At 53.8% G+C, this 14,861-nt stretch carries 13 protein-coding genes and 1 tRNA gene; 3 read left to right on the forward strand and 11 right to left on the reverse strand.

Going from position 1 to position 14,861, the window contains the following annotated elements; translation table 11 throughout:
- Positions 1 to 43: 43 nt before the first annotated feature.
- Entirely contained in the window at positions 44 to 328 is a 285-nt protein-coding gene (locus TH19_RS03565; protein WP_114100964.1) for a hypothetical protein, read from the reverse strand.
- Positions 329 to 624: 296 nt separating this feature from the next.
- Here TH19_RS03565 and TH19_RS03570 point away from each other — a divergent pair, with 296 nt between their 5' ends.
- The gene (locus tag TH19_RS03570; protein ID WP_114100965.1) at positions 625 to 1,563 is read left to right on the forward strand and encodes a DMT family transporter; all 939 of its coding nucleotides are present in this window, start codon (positions 625 to 627) and stop codon (positions 1,561 to 1,563) included.
- Between the two features lie 27 nt (positions 1,564 to 1,590).
- Here the strand turns inward: TH19_RS03570 and TH19_RS03575 are convergent, their stop codons facing one another.
- From TH19_RS03575 to TH19_RS03585, 3 genes are all read right to left on the reverse strand, one after another.
- On the reverse strand, positions 1,591 to 2,484 hold the full coding sequence (locus tag TH19_RS03575; protein ID WP_114100966.1) for a ketopantoate reductase family protein: 894 nt from the start codon (positions 2,482 to 2,484) through the stop codon (positions 1,591 to 1,593).
- Positions 2,485 to 2,564: 80 nt separating this feature from the next.
- Complete coding sequence (locus tag TH19_RS03580) at positions 2,565 to 3,788, reverse strand: CaiB/BaiF CoA transferase family protein (protein WP_114100967.1); 1,224 nt, start codon at positions 3,786 to 3,788, stop codon at positions 2,565 to 2,567.
- An 86-nt stretch (positions 3,789 to 3,874) separates the two neighbouring features.
- Positions 3,875 to 5,065 (reverse strand): acyl-CoA dehydrogenase, encoded by a 1,191-nt coding sequence (locus TH19_RS03585; protein WP_114100968.1) that lies wholly within the window; start codon positions 5,063 to 5,065, stop codon positions 3,875 to 3,877.
- Positions 5,066 to 5,263: 198 nt separating this feature from the next.
- Here TH19_RS03585 and gcvA point away from each other — a divergent pair, with 198 nt between their 5' ends.
- On the forward strand, positions 5,264 to 6,190 hold the full coding sequence (gene gcvA / locus TH19_RS03590) for a transcriptional regulator GcvA (RefSeq protein ID WP_114100969.1): 927 nt from the start codon (positions 5,264 to 5,266) through the stop codon (positions 6,188 to 6,190).
- A gap of 39 nt (positions 6,191 to 6,229) precedes the next feature.
- Here the strand turns inward: gcvA and TH19_RS03595 are convergent, their stop codons facing one another.
- The 7 genes from TH19_RS03595 to TH19_RS03625 all read right to left on the reverse strand — a co-directional run bounded on the left by TH19_RS03595 (position 6,230) and on the right by TH19_RS03625 (position 13,172).
- Positions 6,230 to 7,678: a hypothetical protein gene (locus TH19_RS03595; protein ID WP_114100970.1), complete on the reverse strand. Its 1,449-nt coding sequence runs from the start codon at positions 7,676 to 7,678 to the stop codon at positions 6,230 to 6,232.
- Positions 7,675 to 8,769: a hypothetical protein gene (locus TH19_RS03600; protein WP_258547809.1), complete on the reverse strand. Its 1,095-nt coding sequence runs from the start codon at positions 8,767 to 8,769 to the stop codon at positions 7,675 to 7,677. The genes TH19_RS03595 and TH19_RS03600 overlap by 4 nt, the downstream gene beginning before the upstream one ends.
- Positions 8,770 to 9,115: 346 nt before the next feature.
- Entirely contained in the window at positions 9,116 to 10,255 is a 1,140-nt protein-coding gene (locus TH19_RS03605; RefSeq protein ID WP_114100971.1) for a homogentisate 1,2-dioxygenase, read from the reverse strand.
- A gap of 136 nt (positions 10,256 to 10,391) precedes the next feature.
- Positions 10,392 to 10,468, reverse strand: a tRNA-Arg gene (locus TH19_RS03610).
- 204 nt (positions 10,469 to 10,672) lie between these two features.
- Positions 10,673 to 11,197 carry an acyloxyacyl hydrolase gene (locus TH19_RS03615; protein ID WP_114100972.1) on the reverse strand — a complete coding sequence of 175 codons (525 nt, stop codon included), beginning with the start codon at positions 11,195 to 11,197 and terminating at the stop codon, positions 10,673 to 10,675.
- A 79-nt stretch (positions 11,198 to 11,276) separates the two neighbouring features.
- Positions 11,277 to 12,206 (reverse strand): prolyl aminopeptidase, encoded by a 930-nt coding sequence (pip, locus tag TH19_RS03620; protein WP_258547810.1) that lies wholly within the window; start codon positions 12,204 to 12,206, stop codon positions 11,277 to 11,279.
- 99 nt (positions 12,207 to 12,305) lie between these two features.
- Complete coding sequence (locus TH19_RS03625; protein WP_147250708.1) at positions 12,306 to 13,172, reverse strand: hypothetical protein; 867 nt, start codon at positions 13,170 to 13,172, stop codon at positions 12,306 to 12,308.
- A gap of 180 nt (positions 13,173 to 13,352) precedes the next feature.
- On the opposite strand from TH19_RS03625, the gene TH19_RS03630 reads away from it, so the two are divergent.
- The gene (locus TH19_RS03630) at positions 13,353 to 14,831 is read left to right on the forward strand and encodes a M48 family metalloprotease (RefSeq protein WP_114100975.1); all 1,479 of its coding nucleotides are present in this window, start codon (positions 13,353 to 13,355) and stop codon (positions 14,829 to 14,831) included.
- Positions 14,832 to 14,861: the final 30 nt, after the last annotated feature.

A 14,861-nucleotide genomic window follows, 5' to 3' on the forward strand; every position in this document is an offset into this window, starting at 1 on the left:
ATCTTGATCGGCGAACCGCACTGACATCAATGACGATGCCTGATCAGCTTGCCCAGACCTGTATGGCCCCTTCTTGCTGCAATGACGAGCCATATCCAAACAGCCCCTCCACCGCAAGAATAGGCACATTTTCGGATTTAAACAGATTGATCATCCGCAAGCCAATATAGGCGTTGGGAACCAGTATGATATCGGCCAGCCCAAGATATAACCCGACCAATTCGTCAAGGTTCGACTGATTCTGTTCAATAATGACAACAGGCCGTTGTTCCGAACAACGTGCAAGCAGCCCCCGATCATCTGGCGACATTGCCAACAGATTCTGCATTTTGTCGGTCTTCCCTACTTGGTTGACGACCTGAACCAATGCTTCATGAAACTGTTTTCAATGCCATTGGTACTCTTCTTGACCAGCATCGAGTGTGACCTATTCACACACTACGCACTATTCCGTCAGTCCAGAATTATATGCAAAACGTCCAGATTTTGATGATTTGATCGCAGAAATGGCATTTCGGACCCGATGCGCAAATTTTTGTCAGCCCAGACATGAAATTTTGTCATTCATCGAATTTCACAAAACTCCGCTATTGATTAAGTCAGCGCCCCCCGGAGTTATCTGCAATGAGCAATGTATGGACTGGAATAGGATTGCGTCTGGCCGCAACCGCCCTTTTTGCGGTGATGAGCCTGTTTGTACGCATGGCATCGCTTGAGGCCCCGGTTGGCCAAATCATGTTCTGGCGCAGTTCCGTTGCGATATTGCCGATCATTCTTTACCTGATGTGGCGCAAGGAATTCCCTCGCGCCTTGCGGACCAAACGCCCGTGGGGACACCTTAAACGCAGCACATTTGGCGGCGTATCGATGTTCCTGTCCTTCGTGTCGCTGGCTTATCTTCCGCTTGCACTTGCCACTGCTCTTGGCTTTTTGGCACCGCTTGTGGTTATTCCGATTGCCATTGTGTTCTTACGCGAAAATCCGGGTTGGCTGGTGACGGGCGCAACACTTGGCGGGTTTGCCGGTGTGTTCCTGATCCTGTGGCCCACAATTTCCACACCGGGACTGGACCATGACACCATGATCGGAATTGGTGCGGGGATTGCCTTTGCCCTGACCACGGCATTTGCCAAAACCCAGATCAAGGCCCTGACCACGACCGAGCCATCGGGCACCATTGCCTTTTACTTTGCTGTGGTCTGTTCGATTGGCGGGCTTTTGACCATCCCGTTTGGCTGGGCGCCGGTATCGATGGGTAATCTGGTATGGCTGATTGGCGCCGGCCTGACCGGCGGGCTTGCCCATATCGCCATGACCGAGGCACTGGCGCGTGCCCCGGTTTCGACCCTGTCGGCGTTTGAATATACCGCGATGATCTGGGCCATTGCCCTTGATCTTCTGGTCTTTGGCGTATTGCCCGCCCCGGTCAGCCTGATTGGCGGGGTCATCATTGTTCTTGCCGCCGCACTTGTTGGCTTCAACGATCAGATCATTGCCTTTGCCAAACGGCACACCACCAAACCCGCTATCCGCACCGAACATACCGGAACACCTGCGGAATAGATCAGGTCAGGCAAATTACCACTGAACTCAGGAAGCTTTGCTTTCCTGAAGTTTGGTCAGAGCAAAAAGCGCAAGATTGGTCGGGGTCGGGATACCAAGTTCCGCCCCCTTGCGCACAATATAGCCGTTGAGATAATCGATCTCGCTTGGCTTGCCGCGTGCCAGATCCTGTGCCGTTGACGAAAACTGTGTGGGCATGGTTTGGGCGATCTTTTCAATTGCCTCCCACACATGATCGGGAACAGTAACGCCATCCTTCCTGGCAACAGCAAGGCATTCCTCGACTGCGTTGCGCATCACATCGCCAACGCCTTCGCCTTCAACCAACTTGCCATAAGGAAGCTGCGTAATCGCCGAAAGCGCATTATAGGCACAGTTCAGGATCATCTTTGCCCAAAGCGCACCCGGAGCATTTTCCGAGATTTCAATTGGAATACCCGCCGGGCGCAAGGTATCGGCAACCACCTGACTTTGGTCCGATGGCCCGATCACGAGTTCACCACGACCATGATGTTTGACATGCCCGGCCCCGCCCATACTGGTGGCAACATAAACCACCACCGGAATGACGGGCTGTTCGAGAACCGCACTTAACCGTTCAGCGTTATCCACACCGTTTTGCAAGCTCAGCACAATGGTATCTTTGGAAATGAACGGCTTGATCTGTTCGCCAGCCGACTGGGTATCGGTGGACTTTACACAAAACAGAACGAGTTCTGCCCCGGCAATCGCCGCGGCATCACTGGCCGCGGTTACCGCGACATATTCCTGCGACGTCCCGAAATCGAGCAACAAACCGTCACGGTTCATTGCCTCGACATGGTTGGGACGGCCGATCAGGGTAACGTCATGACCGGCACGCGCCAGCATCGCCCCGTAATAACATCCAACGGCCCCTGCCCCCATTACTGCGATTTTCATGATGCCAACCCTGTTTGAAATTTCACTGTTGGGGTTAGTTTATCCACATCATGACGCAATGAAACAAGGGATTGTTATATTTAAACAATTCCTGCTTCGCGCAGTTTGGCAATCTGGTCGTCACTAAGGTCGGCGACTTTGCGCAGAATGTCGTCGCTGTGCTGACCCAGCATCGGCGGGGCCTTTTCATCGGTAATCGGCGTTTTGGAAAACTTGATCGGATTGGCAACCGTCGGTACGGTTCCTGCGGTCGGGTGATCAAGATGCTTGACCAGACCACGATGCTTGACTTGCGGGTTATCAAAAACGCGATCAAGGGTATTGATCGGCCCGCACGGCACATTGGCCTTTTCAAGGGCCGCAATCCATTCATCGGTGGTTTTTGACACCATGGCCTGACGGATCAACGGCACAAGCTCATCACGATGGGCAACGCGCTTGCGGTTGGTCGCATAGCGTTCATCGGAGGGCAGATCATCCAACCCGGCAACGGTACAGAAACTTTTGAACTGGCTGTCATTGCCGACCGCAAGAATCAGATAACCATCGGCACTCGGGAACGCTTCGTAAGGCACGATATTGGGATGGGCATTGCCCAGACGGCCCGGCGCGTTGCCGGTTGTCAGGTAATTCATCGCCTGATTGGCAAGAACAGCGGCCTGAACATCAAGCAATGCAAGATCAATATACTGGCCTTCGCCGGTTGCATCGCGATGACGCAGGGCCGCCAAAATACCGACCGTCGCATAAAGTCCGGTGAAGATATCGGCAACCGCCACACCGACCTTCATCGGCTGACCACCCGGTACGCTATCCGGTGCACCGGTGATGCTCATCAAGCCGCCCATGCCCTGGATCATGAAGTCATAACCCGGCCGGTCCTTATAGGGGCCGTCCTGACCAAATCCGGTGATAGAGCAATAAACAAGCTTGGGGTTGATTGCCGACAAGGTCGCGTAATCAAGGCCGTATTTGGCAAGACCGCCAACCTTGAAGTTTTCAAGAACAACGTCACTTTGGGCCGCGATATTGCGAACGATTTCCTGGCCTTCGGGCTTGGTGATGTCAATTGTCAGTGACTTTTTGCCCCGGTTCGCCGTCAGGTAATAGGCGGCCTCGGTGGTGTCATTGCCATTGGCATCCTTGGCAAAGGGCGGGCCCCAGCCGCGGGTATCATCACCGGCACCCGGTCGTTCGATCTTGATGACCTCGGCCCCCATATCGGCAAGAGTCTGGCTGGCCCAAGGCCCGGCCAACACACGCGAAAGGTCAAGAACACGAAGCCCGGACAGTGCACCAGTCATCTTATTATCCCGAAAGTCGAGGTGGAAATACGCGATAGAATCAAAGCGGGCGGCAACATCACTGTTGCCGCCCGTTCAAAGCTTGATCAGCCTTCGGCGGAGAAGGCCTGAATGCCGGTTTGTGCACGGCCCAGGATCAGGGCGTGAACATCGTGAGTACCTTCGTAGGTATTGACCGCTTCAAGGTTCATCGAATGACGGATGACGTGGAATTCGTCAGCAATACCGTTACCACCATGCATGTCACGGGCAACACGGGCAATGTCGAGTGCCTTGCCGCAGTTGTTACGTTTCATCAGCGAAATGGCTTCCGGTGCGCCTTTGCCTGCATCAAGCAGACGGCCCAGCTGAAGTGCGCCCTGCAGACCCAGGGTGATTTCGGTCTGCATGTTGGCCAGCTTCAACTGGATGAGCTGATTGGCGGCAAGCGGACGACCGAATTGTTTGCGGTCCAGGGTATATTGACGCGCAGCATGCCAGCAGAATTCAGCCGCACCCATTGCACCCCATGCGATGCCGTAACGGGCTTTGTTCAGGCAACCGAACGGACCGCCAAGACCCTTGGCATTTGGCAGCATGTTTTCTTCGGGCACGAACACATTGTCCATGACGATTTCACCGGTGATCGACGCACGCAGCGAGAATTTGCCTTCAATCTTCGGTGCGGACAGACCGTTCATATCCTTTTCAAGGATGAAACCGCGAATGACACCCTCATCATCCTTCGCCCAGACGACAAAGACGTCTGCGATCGGGCTGTTGGTGATCCACATTTTCGAACCGGTAAGGGTGAAGCCACCCTCGGTCTTGCGGGCACGGGTTTTCATGCCGCCCGGATCGGAACCGTGATCCGGCTCGGTCAGGCCAAAGCAACCAACGAATTCACCGGTTGCCAGTTTCGGCAGATATTTCTTGCGCTGTTCTTCGCTGCCATAGGCAAAGATCGGATGCATAACAAGCGAGCTTTGAACCGACATTGCCGAACGATATCCGGAATCAACACGTTCAACTTCACGTGCAACCAGACCATAGGCAACGTGGTTAACACCCGGTCCGCCGTATTCCTCGGGGATGGTCGGGCCAAGCAGGCCAAGTTCACCCATCTCGGTCATGATTTCACGATGGAAAATCTCGTGACGGTTTGCTTCGAGAACGCGGGTTTGCAGGTTTTCCTGACAATATGCACGGGCCGCATCGCGGATCATGCGTTCCTCTTCGCTCAACTGCTCGTCAAGCAGGAGCGGATCTTCCCATTGAAACGGTGCGCGGCTTGCCATTTGCCTGATCCTTTATGAATTTTTCGATAGAAAGCAGGGGCAGCGCCATAGAAGGGCGAGATGACGCTACCCCTGTAAGCTTATTTGCTTATGCCGTTAAGCTAGGAATTGGCAGCCCAAGTTGCAAATGATAAAAGCGATATAGTTTATGCGAAAAACTCATAAACTGTATCCAGCCCGACAAATCAAAGGTGATGTTTGAGCCGCCGCATTCCCAGCCTTAAGGCCCTAAGTTGTTTTGAACAAACGGCCCGTTATGGCAGCGCCTCGCGCGCGGCTGAGGAATTGTATTTGACGCAAAGTGCGGTCAGCCGGCAAATTCAAGGATTGGAAACATGGCTTGGCTGCAAGCTTTTTGCCCGGGAAAAGCAACGTCTGGTCCTGACACCCGAAGGGGAAAGTTACCTGCAATCCATTCGTCCGGCACTTGATCAGCTTGAAAGTGCTACCCTGACGGTCCTGTCGGGAGGATCAGAAAGCGGGGTTTTGACGGTTGCCGCCCCACCGACATTCGGATCACGTTGCCTTATTCCTTTATTGCCGCAATTTCGCGCCAAGCACCCTGATATTGCGATCAACTTCATCTCGCGGATCGGAATGCCGGATTTTGACCGTGAACAGATCGATATTGCGGTTCTGTTTGGCCAAGGCACGTGGAATGACCTTGATGCCCATATCCTGCATGGCGAGGAAATGGTGCCGATCTGCAGCCCGCAACTGATTGCAAATCTGGATCACCCGGCATCCCCGGATGATTTGCGCCATTTCCCGTTATTGCATATCGCCACCCGCCCGCGTGGCTGGGCCGACTGGCTTATGGCCAGTGGACTGACCGATATTGACGGGGAGAACGGACCAAAGTTCGAACATTTCACCATGGCAATGCAGGCCGCGGCGGCCGGGCTTGGTGTGGCGTTGCTACCGACATTTGCGATTGAAGATGAACTGAGATCCGGACGGATCGTCGCCCCCTTTGGCCCCCCAAAAGCCAGTCCGTTTCACTATTATGCCTGTAGTCCGGCAACGCGCACGCGCCTGCCAAAAATTCGGGCATTCATGAACTGGCTGGACCAACTTGACACAGCCGCACAATTGGCCGCCAAGACCAGCAAGACAGATCACTGATCCTGATCAGGCCAACCAAAACGCGGCAAACCTATTTGATCAGCTTGCCTTTTGACTGGTCAGCGCGCGAATTGCCGACATGCCACGACGACGCAAAACGTCGGCATCTTCCGGGCCATCAACGATTTCAAGCAACCGGACAGTCGCCATCAGGTTACGCTGTGCATTTGGGATTTCTTCAGGCGCCAAACGCCCCATCCCATCAACACCGGCACGCCCGATCTGATTGAGCTTTTTCTTAAGGTCAACCACCGCACGTGCAGCAGAACTTTGGGCTGCAAGCACATCAGAAATACGGGCGGTTTCAGCAATCGCCTCGGCCGATTTTTCTGCGGCCAGAACCTTTTCATCGTCAAAATCCTGGGCAAACAGCGGACGCCCGGGTCCCTTAACCCCTGATCCCGGACCCTGACGGACTTCCATCTTGGGCAAGGCATCGATCACGCGTTCCGGGGTTGCCCCGAACATCGTATCGGCCAAGGCACGCGACACACGTCGACGGGTTTCAAGCAGCTTTTCACCCCAACGCCCATCCTTGCGAATTTTAAACTCACGCGTGATGCGGGTGAATTCGGAAGCATACCAGCGGGCAAGCGACAGGATATGGGCCTCGTCCTTGCCCGTACCAACACCTTGTTCAATCTCGGTCACGGTTTCAGCCAGCAGATCAATAATCAGATCGCCGGTTTCGGCCAGATTGGTTTTTTCAATCGTGCTGTCATCGGACTTGTTCGACAAGACGCGGATCAGCTTGAACAGTTCGCTTGGACGCAGCAATCGCGCAAGAACCGCAAGCAGGAACATCGGTTCGAACCCGGGCTTCGATTTTGAAATACTCAGGAAACGGTCGCGCAACCAGCTTACGTCGTTGGCATCCAGCGCACGGATCGGCGCGGACGGGAACCGGGATCGTACTTCACTGATTTCTTCGCCAACATTCAGGATACGACCAATTTCGGCAAAGGCCTTAAGATGCACACGCGATCCCAGGCTGGTGGCAAGGGCGCGTTCCTGTTTGACGCCATCATGAGAACGGGCAATCTGTTCTTCGATGATGCGCGCACCGGCTTTCCACAATCTGCTTTCGGCAGCGGCCAGTTTATGTTGATCGCGCGAAGCTGCGGCCGCATCAATTTCCTGCATGGCCTCGTTGAAGTCGCGGTCATTTGCGCCGGTGACAACCCGCCAGATCGGCATCAGGGACATCCGGCTGATGCGGATGCTTTTGTCACTTGGCTCACCCGATGTTAGAAGATCTTCAAACGGGTCGCAGAATTGGCGCATCGGGGTCGGGTAACGTTCAGGTTTGAGCGACGCAAGACGCGGGCGCAGAATTTGCAGAATGGCTTCATGGGGCAGCGGTAACTTCGGATCGGCGCGATCGCTTTCAATTGCACGTGTGAAACGTGCAATTTCAGAACCGCTAAGCGATTCAAACAATTGCCCGAGTTGGGAAGCACCTAGTTTTCCTGCGTCTTCAACCTTCATGCAGATTGTCTCCGATAACGTTCGAGACGATCCACCATATCCGCATCAATTTCCCCACTACCCAATTTACGCAACTCGCCAGCCCACAGCATCTGGTTCACACGAACGTCGACCCAGAATTGCTGTTCTGCGGCGGTGATTTCCTCAATCGGAAGGACTGGCGCGAAGCTTGCCACTTCCTCAATGATTTCGCGCTGTCTGACACGATCCGTAGTCGGGCGTTTCTGCCATAGATCGATCATTTCCTGCCAACCATCCAAAATCCACCAAAGTTTTGTGATGGTTTTGCCAATATCCTTTTGCGCCCTGTCCCAATCGGTCAGAACCTTGCCCAGTTCGCTGTTCCAACTGTCGACTTCTTCGACGCAGCGAAGCGCATGCTTATATGTGGCCTGTGTCGCACTTGAAATCCGCCCGGCCATAAACCGATAATCGGATTGTTCGGAGTTTGACCATTCTTCGATATCGTTTGCGAACTTGCTCAACCCTTGCGTCAGACGACGCAACAGTCCCTGACAGCCTTCAAGCTCAAGTCCGACCGAGGCGATCATTTTGCTCCATTCGCCGAGACTATCGATGATGGTGTCATTTGAAACCTTCGCCTCGGAGGCAAACCGGTTCAGGGCCTTGCGTGCGCGCACCTGACCTTCCATGGTCGTCAATTCTTCGCGCTGCATATCCTGCACAGCAGCGCCACCAAGCTGCAGCAAGGCCTGATGCAGGACCGCAAGTTGCCCAAGTTCGCGAGACGATTTCTCATTGCCACCACGCCGGATTGACGTCCGCGCAAGCTCCACTCCGCCAACGCCGGTTGCAGCAACTGCGCGGGCGTGATCCAGCACAGTTTCCGGGCGAATATCTTCGAACTCCAGCAGACGGTCAAACAACATGCGGTCATGGACTGAAAGATCAAAAACATCGCGCAGCGTATCGAGCGGCAACTCATAAGTCCCAAGACCACCGGACAACCCCGGCAGCATGATCATGGACCGACCACCCTTGCCGACAGCAACACGGGCATAGCGCAAAGTTTTGGTGGTGAATGGCGTCCGCACCCCACGTTGAACAAAGGTCTGGGGCAGACACGCCAACGGATCTTCCGGCGCTTGCGGTTGCGCTGGTGCTTTGTGGCTAACGGATTGAACGATCTTCTGTTTGGTCATTATGGGCTTTGATCAACCTGTGCCGGCGCTATTGTTTGTCGCCATTTGATTGACTTGGTTACACCAAATGGCGGCAGTAGATGCAATGCAAAATGGTCGTCGCAACCACGCCAACCATAACTATAACGTGTCAGATCAAATCTGGTCCGGCACGTTCTATCGCACAGCATAAATTAACCGCACAAGTTAACAATAATATTAACGTGTTTTGCCGAGATTTCCGCTATTTCCCTATCCCTTGAGATAAGCTTCCAATCCTCTTGCGCACAAATCCCTATAGCGTTTCCTGTGCCTTTTCCCAGGTTTTCACATAGGCCTTCCATTCCGCGCCATCTGGAATGGATTCATCGACCGTCAAAAAGTCCCGGCTATCGATCATCACCGCGACTTCGTCGGTTTCGACCGGGGCCTTGATCATTTTTTCCTGATAGGACCGCGGATGCGGACCATGCGGAAAGCCGCTTGGGTGGAAGGTCGCCATACCCGCCTTGATTTCGCCGCGACTGAAAAACTCGCCACGATGATAGAAGACGAACTCGTCGACATCTTCATTGGAATGATAAAACGGGACGCGGAGCATCCCGGATTCACCTTCGCCGACCTTCGGAATAAAGGTGCTGACAGAAAAGGTGCCGGTGACAAAGGTACAGTAGGCCGCAGGCGGCACTTTATCCCCAGACGAACGCCTCTTGGACAAATCCCGCCAGTTTAATTTGGCAACACACAAGTCCCCTTCCCAACCTGCTGCATCAAGCGGGTTATAGGGATAGGTCAATGTGGATACTTGCCCCTTGCGTTTGATATGAATTTCCCAGAATGCCTCGTCCTGCTGGGCGCGGAATGCATCATCAATGCTTGGCAAAGTGAACAGCATGGGATCAACAGACGTTCCACCGGCGACCGCATTGGGGTCAGGCAGACCAAAGGCATCTGCCGTTGCCTCGATCAACAGGAACTCGCAATGAGTCGACGGCTCAACACGCCAAGCTGTCCCGCGCGGTAACAGGATATAATCCCCGTCGCGATAGGGTAAATGACCATAGTCACAAAACAGCGAACCTTCGCCGTTATGCACAAACAGCAACAAGTCGCCATCGGCGTTGCGGGCCAGCGCGTGCATCTTGGTATCCGTTTTCCAGTAACGAACTTCCATGGTATCGCTGCGCAAAAACCGTCGTGCCTGTAACGGACAGGCCGGACCGGGGGCAAGTTTTCCCAAGTCAAATGCACGCGGCCTTAGCGGACCTTCAAACGTGGCCCAGCCTACTGGTGGGTGACGATGATAAATCTGTGCGGATGGCCCTTGAAAACCGGCACGTCCAACATGGCGCTGATAGGTTGCCTGATCCGATCCGGGACCGGATGACGGCACACACGAACCTTCGCTGTTGGGAAGCCTGATCCAGTTTGGCATTGTTTCCTCCCGACCCTGTTTGTTGGTGCACCTGTCCTTTGAATTCCGGCAGTTGCACATAAAAAGGATATGAGAAGAAAGCGTCAGGCTTTCAAGTTATGGGGGAAATGTCCGGCCTTTAAACCCAGACAGAAATTGGTGCGCCCGACAGGATTCGAACCTGTGGCCCCCAGATTAGGAATCTGGTGCTCTATCCTGCTGAGCTACGGGCGCATCACGATCAGAAGTCGCTTTCAATTAACAGCTAATCGACATGCGATCAATGCAGGAGCATCACGTAAAGGCGCAATCTCCTGCTTAAATTAAGCGCCTCGTCAAAAGAAAAAGAGCCTTGCAGGAATGCGGTTTCCCGAAAGGCTCTTGTTCAAATGCATCTGTTCAATCCCGCCAGCCATGACTGGTGTGATCGCATATCTGTTAGTTAAAGATACGCTCGATCGGGAAAGAATAGGTCAAAGACAGGATTTCCGTCCCCGGGTTTTCATCACCAATGCTCGCATTCGAGATATGGGAAATCCCCAGGCTCAGACGTTCGTGGCTGTCAAAGCGGAAGCCGAGTTCAAGACCGGAACGGAATTCAATCCAGTGTCCGAGATCTTCGCCATTACCCTGATGGTAGGCACCGACCGAGGTATAGACGCTGGAAACGAAATGATCGCCCCACAAAACGTCAACAGCCAGACCGCCATAACCGTGAACAGCACCTTCTGATGTGACCATCACGCCACCAATCGGGCGAGTCACATCAAACATTGCGTGCTGGGCACGATAATCGATACGGAATTCTGCTGCTTCTTCATCCTGAGTGATATCAACCATACCGGTCGAAAACTCGAGAAGGCCCGAATCCTTGTTATTTCCGAGAATTTCTTGCGCAGATGCTGCGTTTACGAAACCAAAGAAGACACAAACTGCAAGCAGTTTCCCCAAAGTCACTCTCATTAACCAAGTCCCCACTAGATCAATATTTGCGACATATTACTGACGCCCGCGCTAAACTCAACCAAACATTGCACAATTATCAAGCAAAAGTTTTCCCGTCGAACCGATCCATGGCCCGGACCAGTTCGCGGATAATGCCCGGCTCACTTGCTGCATGTCCTGCGTCATCAACGATAATCATCGTTGCTCCTTCCCATGCATTACTCAAGTCAAATGCAGATGTCGGCGGACAAACAACGTCATAGCGTCCCTGAACGATAACGGCAGGCAAATGCGCAATCTTGTCGACATTTCCAAGCAGCTGGTTCGGCGCAAAGAAGCAGCGATGAACGAAATAGTGATGTTCCAGCTTCGCCAAGGCCAAGGCGATTTCATCGCCTTCGAAATCTTCGACCAGGGCTTCGTCGGGCAATAAGGTACAGCAAGTCGCCTCGTAAGCTGACCACACGCGGGCGGCTTCGACAGCGGCCTCTTCACCTTCCTTTCCGGCAAAGATATCGGCATAGCGATCAAGCATTTCCTGCCAGCCCGGGTTGCGATCAAACCCTGCGGTCTCAAGGAAACGACGTTCTGCCTCGGGGAAGAAACGTCCCATACCATCCATGAACCATGCAATTTCACTTTCGCGGCCAAGGAATATCCCGCGCAAAACAAAGGCCAGAACACGTTCAGGGCACGCCTGCCCATAGGCAAGCGCCAGGGTCGAACCCCAGGACCCGCCAAACACCACCCATTTTTCGATACCCCGATCTTCGCGCAGGGCCTCGATGTCGCCAATCAGATGGTCGGTTGTGTTGTTTTCAAGACTGCCGAACGGTTTTGATTTCCCTGCACCCCGCTGATCAAGCAAGATAACGCGGTACTTTTCCGGGTCAAAGAAACGGCGGCTGTTTTGTGATATCCCGGCCCCTGGCCCGCCATGCAGGAAGACAACAGGAATACCGTCGGGATTTCCAACCTCTTCCCAGTAAATTTCGTGTCCGTCGGCACGAGACAACCAACCGGTCATATGAGGAGCAATTTCGGGATACAGCACGCGGGGACCTCTTGTTTGCTGGTGGCAATGACCTGCCACAAGTCTCATGATTGCGCCCCCAAAGACAAGTCTCTATTCGGTTAGCAAACAAAGCCAGTCCGGATTGGCCAGTTCAATATATGGCCCGCCGCGACTTTGCACCAATCCACGCACCCGCACAGTACGTCCGATCCAGTCATCAAGTGCATTTTCGAAAATAGCACCACCGACAAAAAAGCTGCGTAACTCATCGTCCAGTGCGATGGTAAAGTCGCGATGCCATTCCGCCCCGAAATTCAGGTAGCTGCGCCATTCCTGATGCTCCACCGCACGCAGCTTGCCTTCGACCACAACAAAGCGACCGATGGCATCATGCACAGACGGCATTAAGCCGTTCTGCTGGGAACCGCCGCCGGGCATTGCGGAAACCAGATACGCTCGATCTGCCGAGGTATCAGCCCAAAGACCCGCATGCTTTGTAATGGCGTTGCTTTCTGCGGACATCAATGATAGCACATCCCGTCCGCTTTGCGGCAATGCCATCACAAGCCCCGCTGACAGCAATCGCTTTGCCCAGGAAACAGGCGCAAGCCCGGTCGCAGCCAAATCGCCTTGCTCCCTGATTTCGACGCTATAACGCCCAAGATAGTCTGGTGCGTCAGAAAGTTTTCGCCATTCCAGTTTCGCTTGGCGTCCGGAACGCATCCATTGCAGAGCTGCGTCTGCATATTCAGGGACAAATTCGACATCGGCGAGACGCATTTTCACGTCGGGAGCGACAGGATCAACCAGTTCGTCAACCCCATGAATGCTCAGCCCGGACAGCAACTGCCAAGCAGGCAGAGTGATATCAGCATTTGGCATCGTATCCCTGACCGAAACCAGATCGCGGCCACATCGCCATTCAGTCGTCTGCGCATCGCCCAAAGACACACCAAAGACCACCAGACAAATCCACACGGCATGCATCCGCCAATCCCTGAACCGGTGTTTGACCGCAAAATTTCCCCAATTCGCTGTTTTGATCGAGGGATGTGAATGTGTTGAATGATTTCTGAACACGCGTTACCAATTCCTACTTGGTTTCGCCGGGTGACGACAAACAGCTTACGCGGCAAGGCGGCATGAGGAAAGGCATCTATGAACTGGTTGAAATTCGGTCATAAAAAGCACCTGATCGCAATCATGGCGGCAGTCACGATAAGTACATCACTTGCGGGCTGTTCGACCAACCTTGCGACGGGCGAAGACAGCTTTACCGCCTTTATGTCGCCCGAAGAGGAAAAGAAGCTCGGTTCGCAAGAACATCCGAAAATGGTCAAGGAATTCGGCGGGCAATATTCGGAGAAAGACCTGCAAAGCTATGTCACTGAAATCGGTCAAAAGCTTGTTGCAGTGTCCGAAACCCCCAATGACCAGTTCACCTTTACGGTTCTTGATTCGCCGGTCGTCAACGCATTTGCGCTTCCCGGCGGCTATGTTTACATCACCCGGGGTCTTGCCGCCCTTGCCACCAACGAAGCCGAACTTGCCGGGGTTATTGCCCACGAGATCGGCCATGTTGTCGCCCGACATTCCGCACAGCGTTATAGCCGTGGGGTTTTGACCCAAATCCTTGCAGGTGGCTTGTCGGTTGCGATAGGTAATGGCGCAGGCGATCTGATCAACACGGGTGCGAGTGCCTATCTGAAATCGTTTTCGCGTGAACATGAATTTGAAGCCGACATGCTTGGCGTTCGTTATATCACCCGTGCGGGTTACGACCCGGATGCGATGGCGACCTTCCTTGAAAAGCTGCGCGCCCATTCCCGTCTGCAGGCGGTTTTGGCCGGACGATCCGCCGATGATGTCGACCAGTATGATTTCATGGCAACGCACCCGCGGACACTTGATCGCATCCAGCAAGCCCATCAGAGCGCCAATGTCACCGCAGTCCAAAATCCGGAATTGGGTACAGTTCGCTATATGACCGCCATTGATGGTATTCTCTATGGTGACGGCCCTGATCAGGGCTATGTCCGCGGACAGGAATTTGTCCATGTCCCGCTTGATTTCCGGTTTGAAGTCCCGGAAGGCTTCACCATCAGCAACCAGCCATCTGCGGTAATTGCACAGGATGGCAAGGGTGCGCAAATCGTGTTTGAAGGCGCCCCAAAGGCGAAAGATACAAGACTGGATCGCTATCTTCAGGACGGTTTTTCGACCAAGATCACGCTGCGCAATATCGAAATGATCGATATCAACGGCCAGGAAGCAGCCACGGGCAGCGCAGATGTGTCACTGCGATCCGGTTCCGCACGGCTTAGGGTGGTTGTCATTCGTCACGGGGACTCGGCCTATCAGTTCCTGTTCATCACCCCGTTGGCGCAGACCGACAGCTATAACCTGCCGCTGCGGCAGACGACCTATAGCTTCCGTTCCTTAAGCAATACCGAGAAACGGGGTTTTACGCCGCTTCGCATCAAGGTCAGGGCAGCAAACCCGGAATATAACCTGCAGACTTTCATTGATGACATGCAGGTCGACCGCGCACCGGCCGAGACATTCGCCACCTTGAACGGCCTGCGTGATGGCGAAGCACCGGCAACAGGATCGCTGGTCAAAGTCGTCCGGCACTAGTTCGGCGTTAGACCTGAAAAACAAAAAGGC

This window comes from Thalassospira profundimaris (assembly GCF_003326675.1).
GTDB classification, from domain to species: Bacteria; Pseudomonadota; Alphaproteobacteria; order Rhodospirillales; family Thalassospiraceae; genus Thalassospira; species Thalassospira aquimaris.

Excerpts from the sequence above, each read along its gene's own strand:
- TH19_RS03565 (WP_114100964.1), bottom strand. The coding sequence starts at position 328 with ATGCAGAATCTGTTGGCAATGTCGCCAGATGATCGGGGGCTGCTTGCA.
- TH19_RS03570 (WP_114100965.1), top strand. The coding sequence starts at position 625 with ATGAGCAATGTATGGACTGGAATAGGATTGCGTCTGGCCGCAACCGCC.
- TH19_RS03575 (WP_114100966.1), bottom strand. The coding sequence starts at position 2,484 with ATGAAAATCGCAGTAATGGGGGCAGGGGCCGTTGGATGTTATTACGGG.
- TH19_RS03580 (WP_114100967.1), bottom strand. The coding sequence starts at position 3,788 with ATGACTGGTGCACTGTCCGGGCTTCGTGTTCTTGACCTTTCGCGTGTG.
- TH19_RS03585 (WP_114100968.1), bottom strand. The coding sequence starts at position 5,065 with ATGGCAAGCCGCGCACCGTTTCAATGGGAAGATCCGCTCCTGCTTGAC.
- TH19_RS03595 (WP_114100970.1), bottom strand. The coding sequence starts at position 7,678 with ATGAAGGTTGAAGACGCAGGAAAACTAGGTGCTTCCCAACTCGGGCAA.
- TH19_RS03605 (WP_114100971.1), bottom strand. The coding sequence starts at position 10,255 with ATGCCAAACTGGATCAGGCTTCCCAACAGCGAAGGTTCGTGTGTGCCG.
- TH19_RS03615 (WP_114100972.1), bottom strand. The coding sequence starts at position 11,197 with ATGAGAGTGACTTTGGGGAAACTGCTTGCAGTTTGTGTCTTCTTTGGT.
- pip (WP_258547810.1), bottom strand. The coding sequence starts at position 12,206 with ATGACCGGTTGGTTGTCTCGTGCCGACGGACACGAAATTTACTGGGAA.
- TH19_RS03630 (WP_114100975.1), top strand. The coding sequence starts at position 13,353 with ATGAACTGGTTGAAATTCGGTCATAAAAAGCACCTGATCGCAATCATG.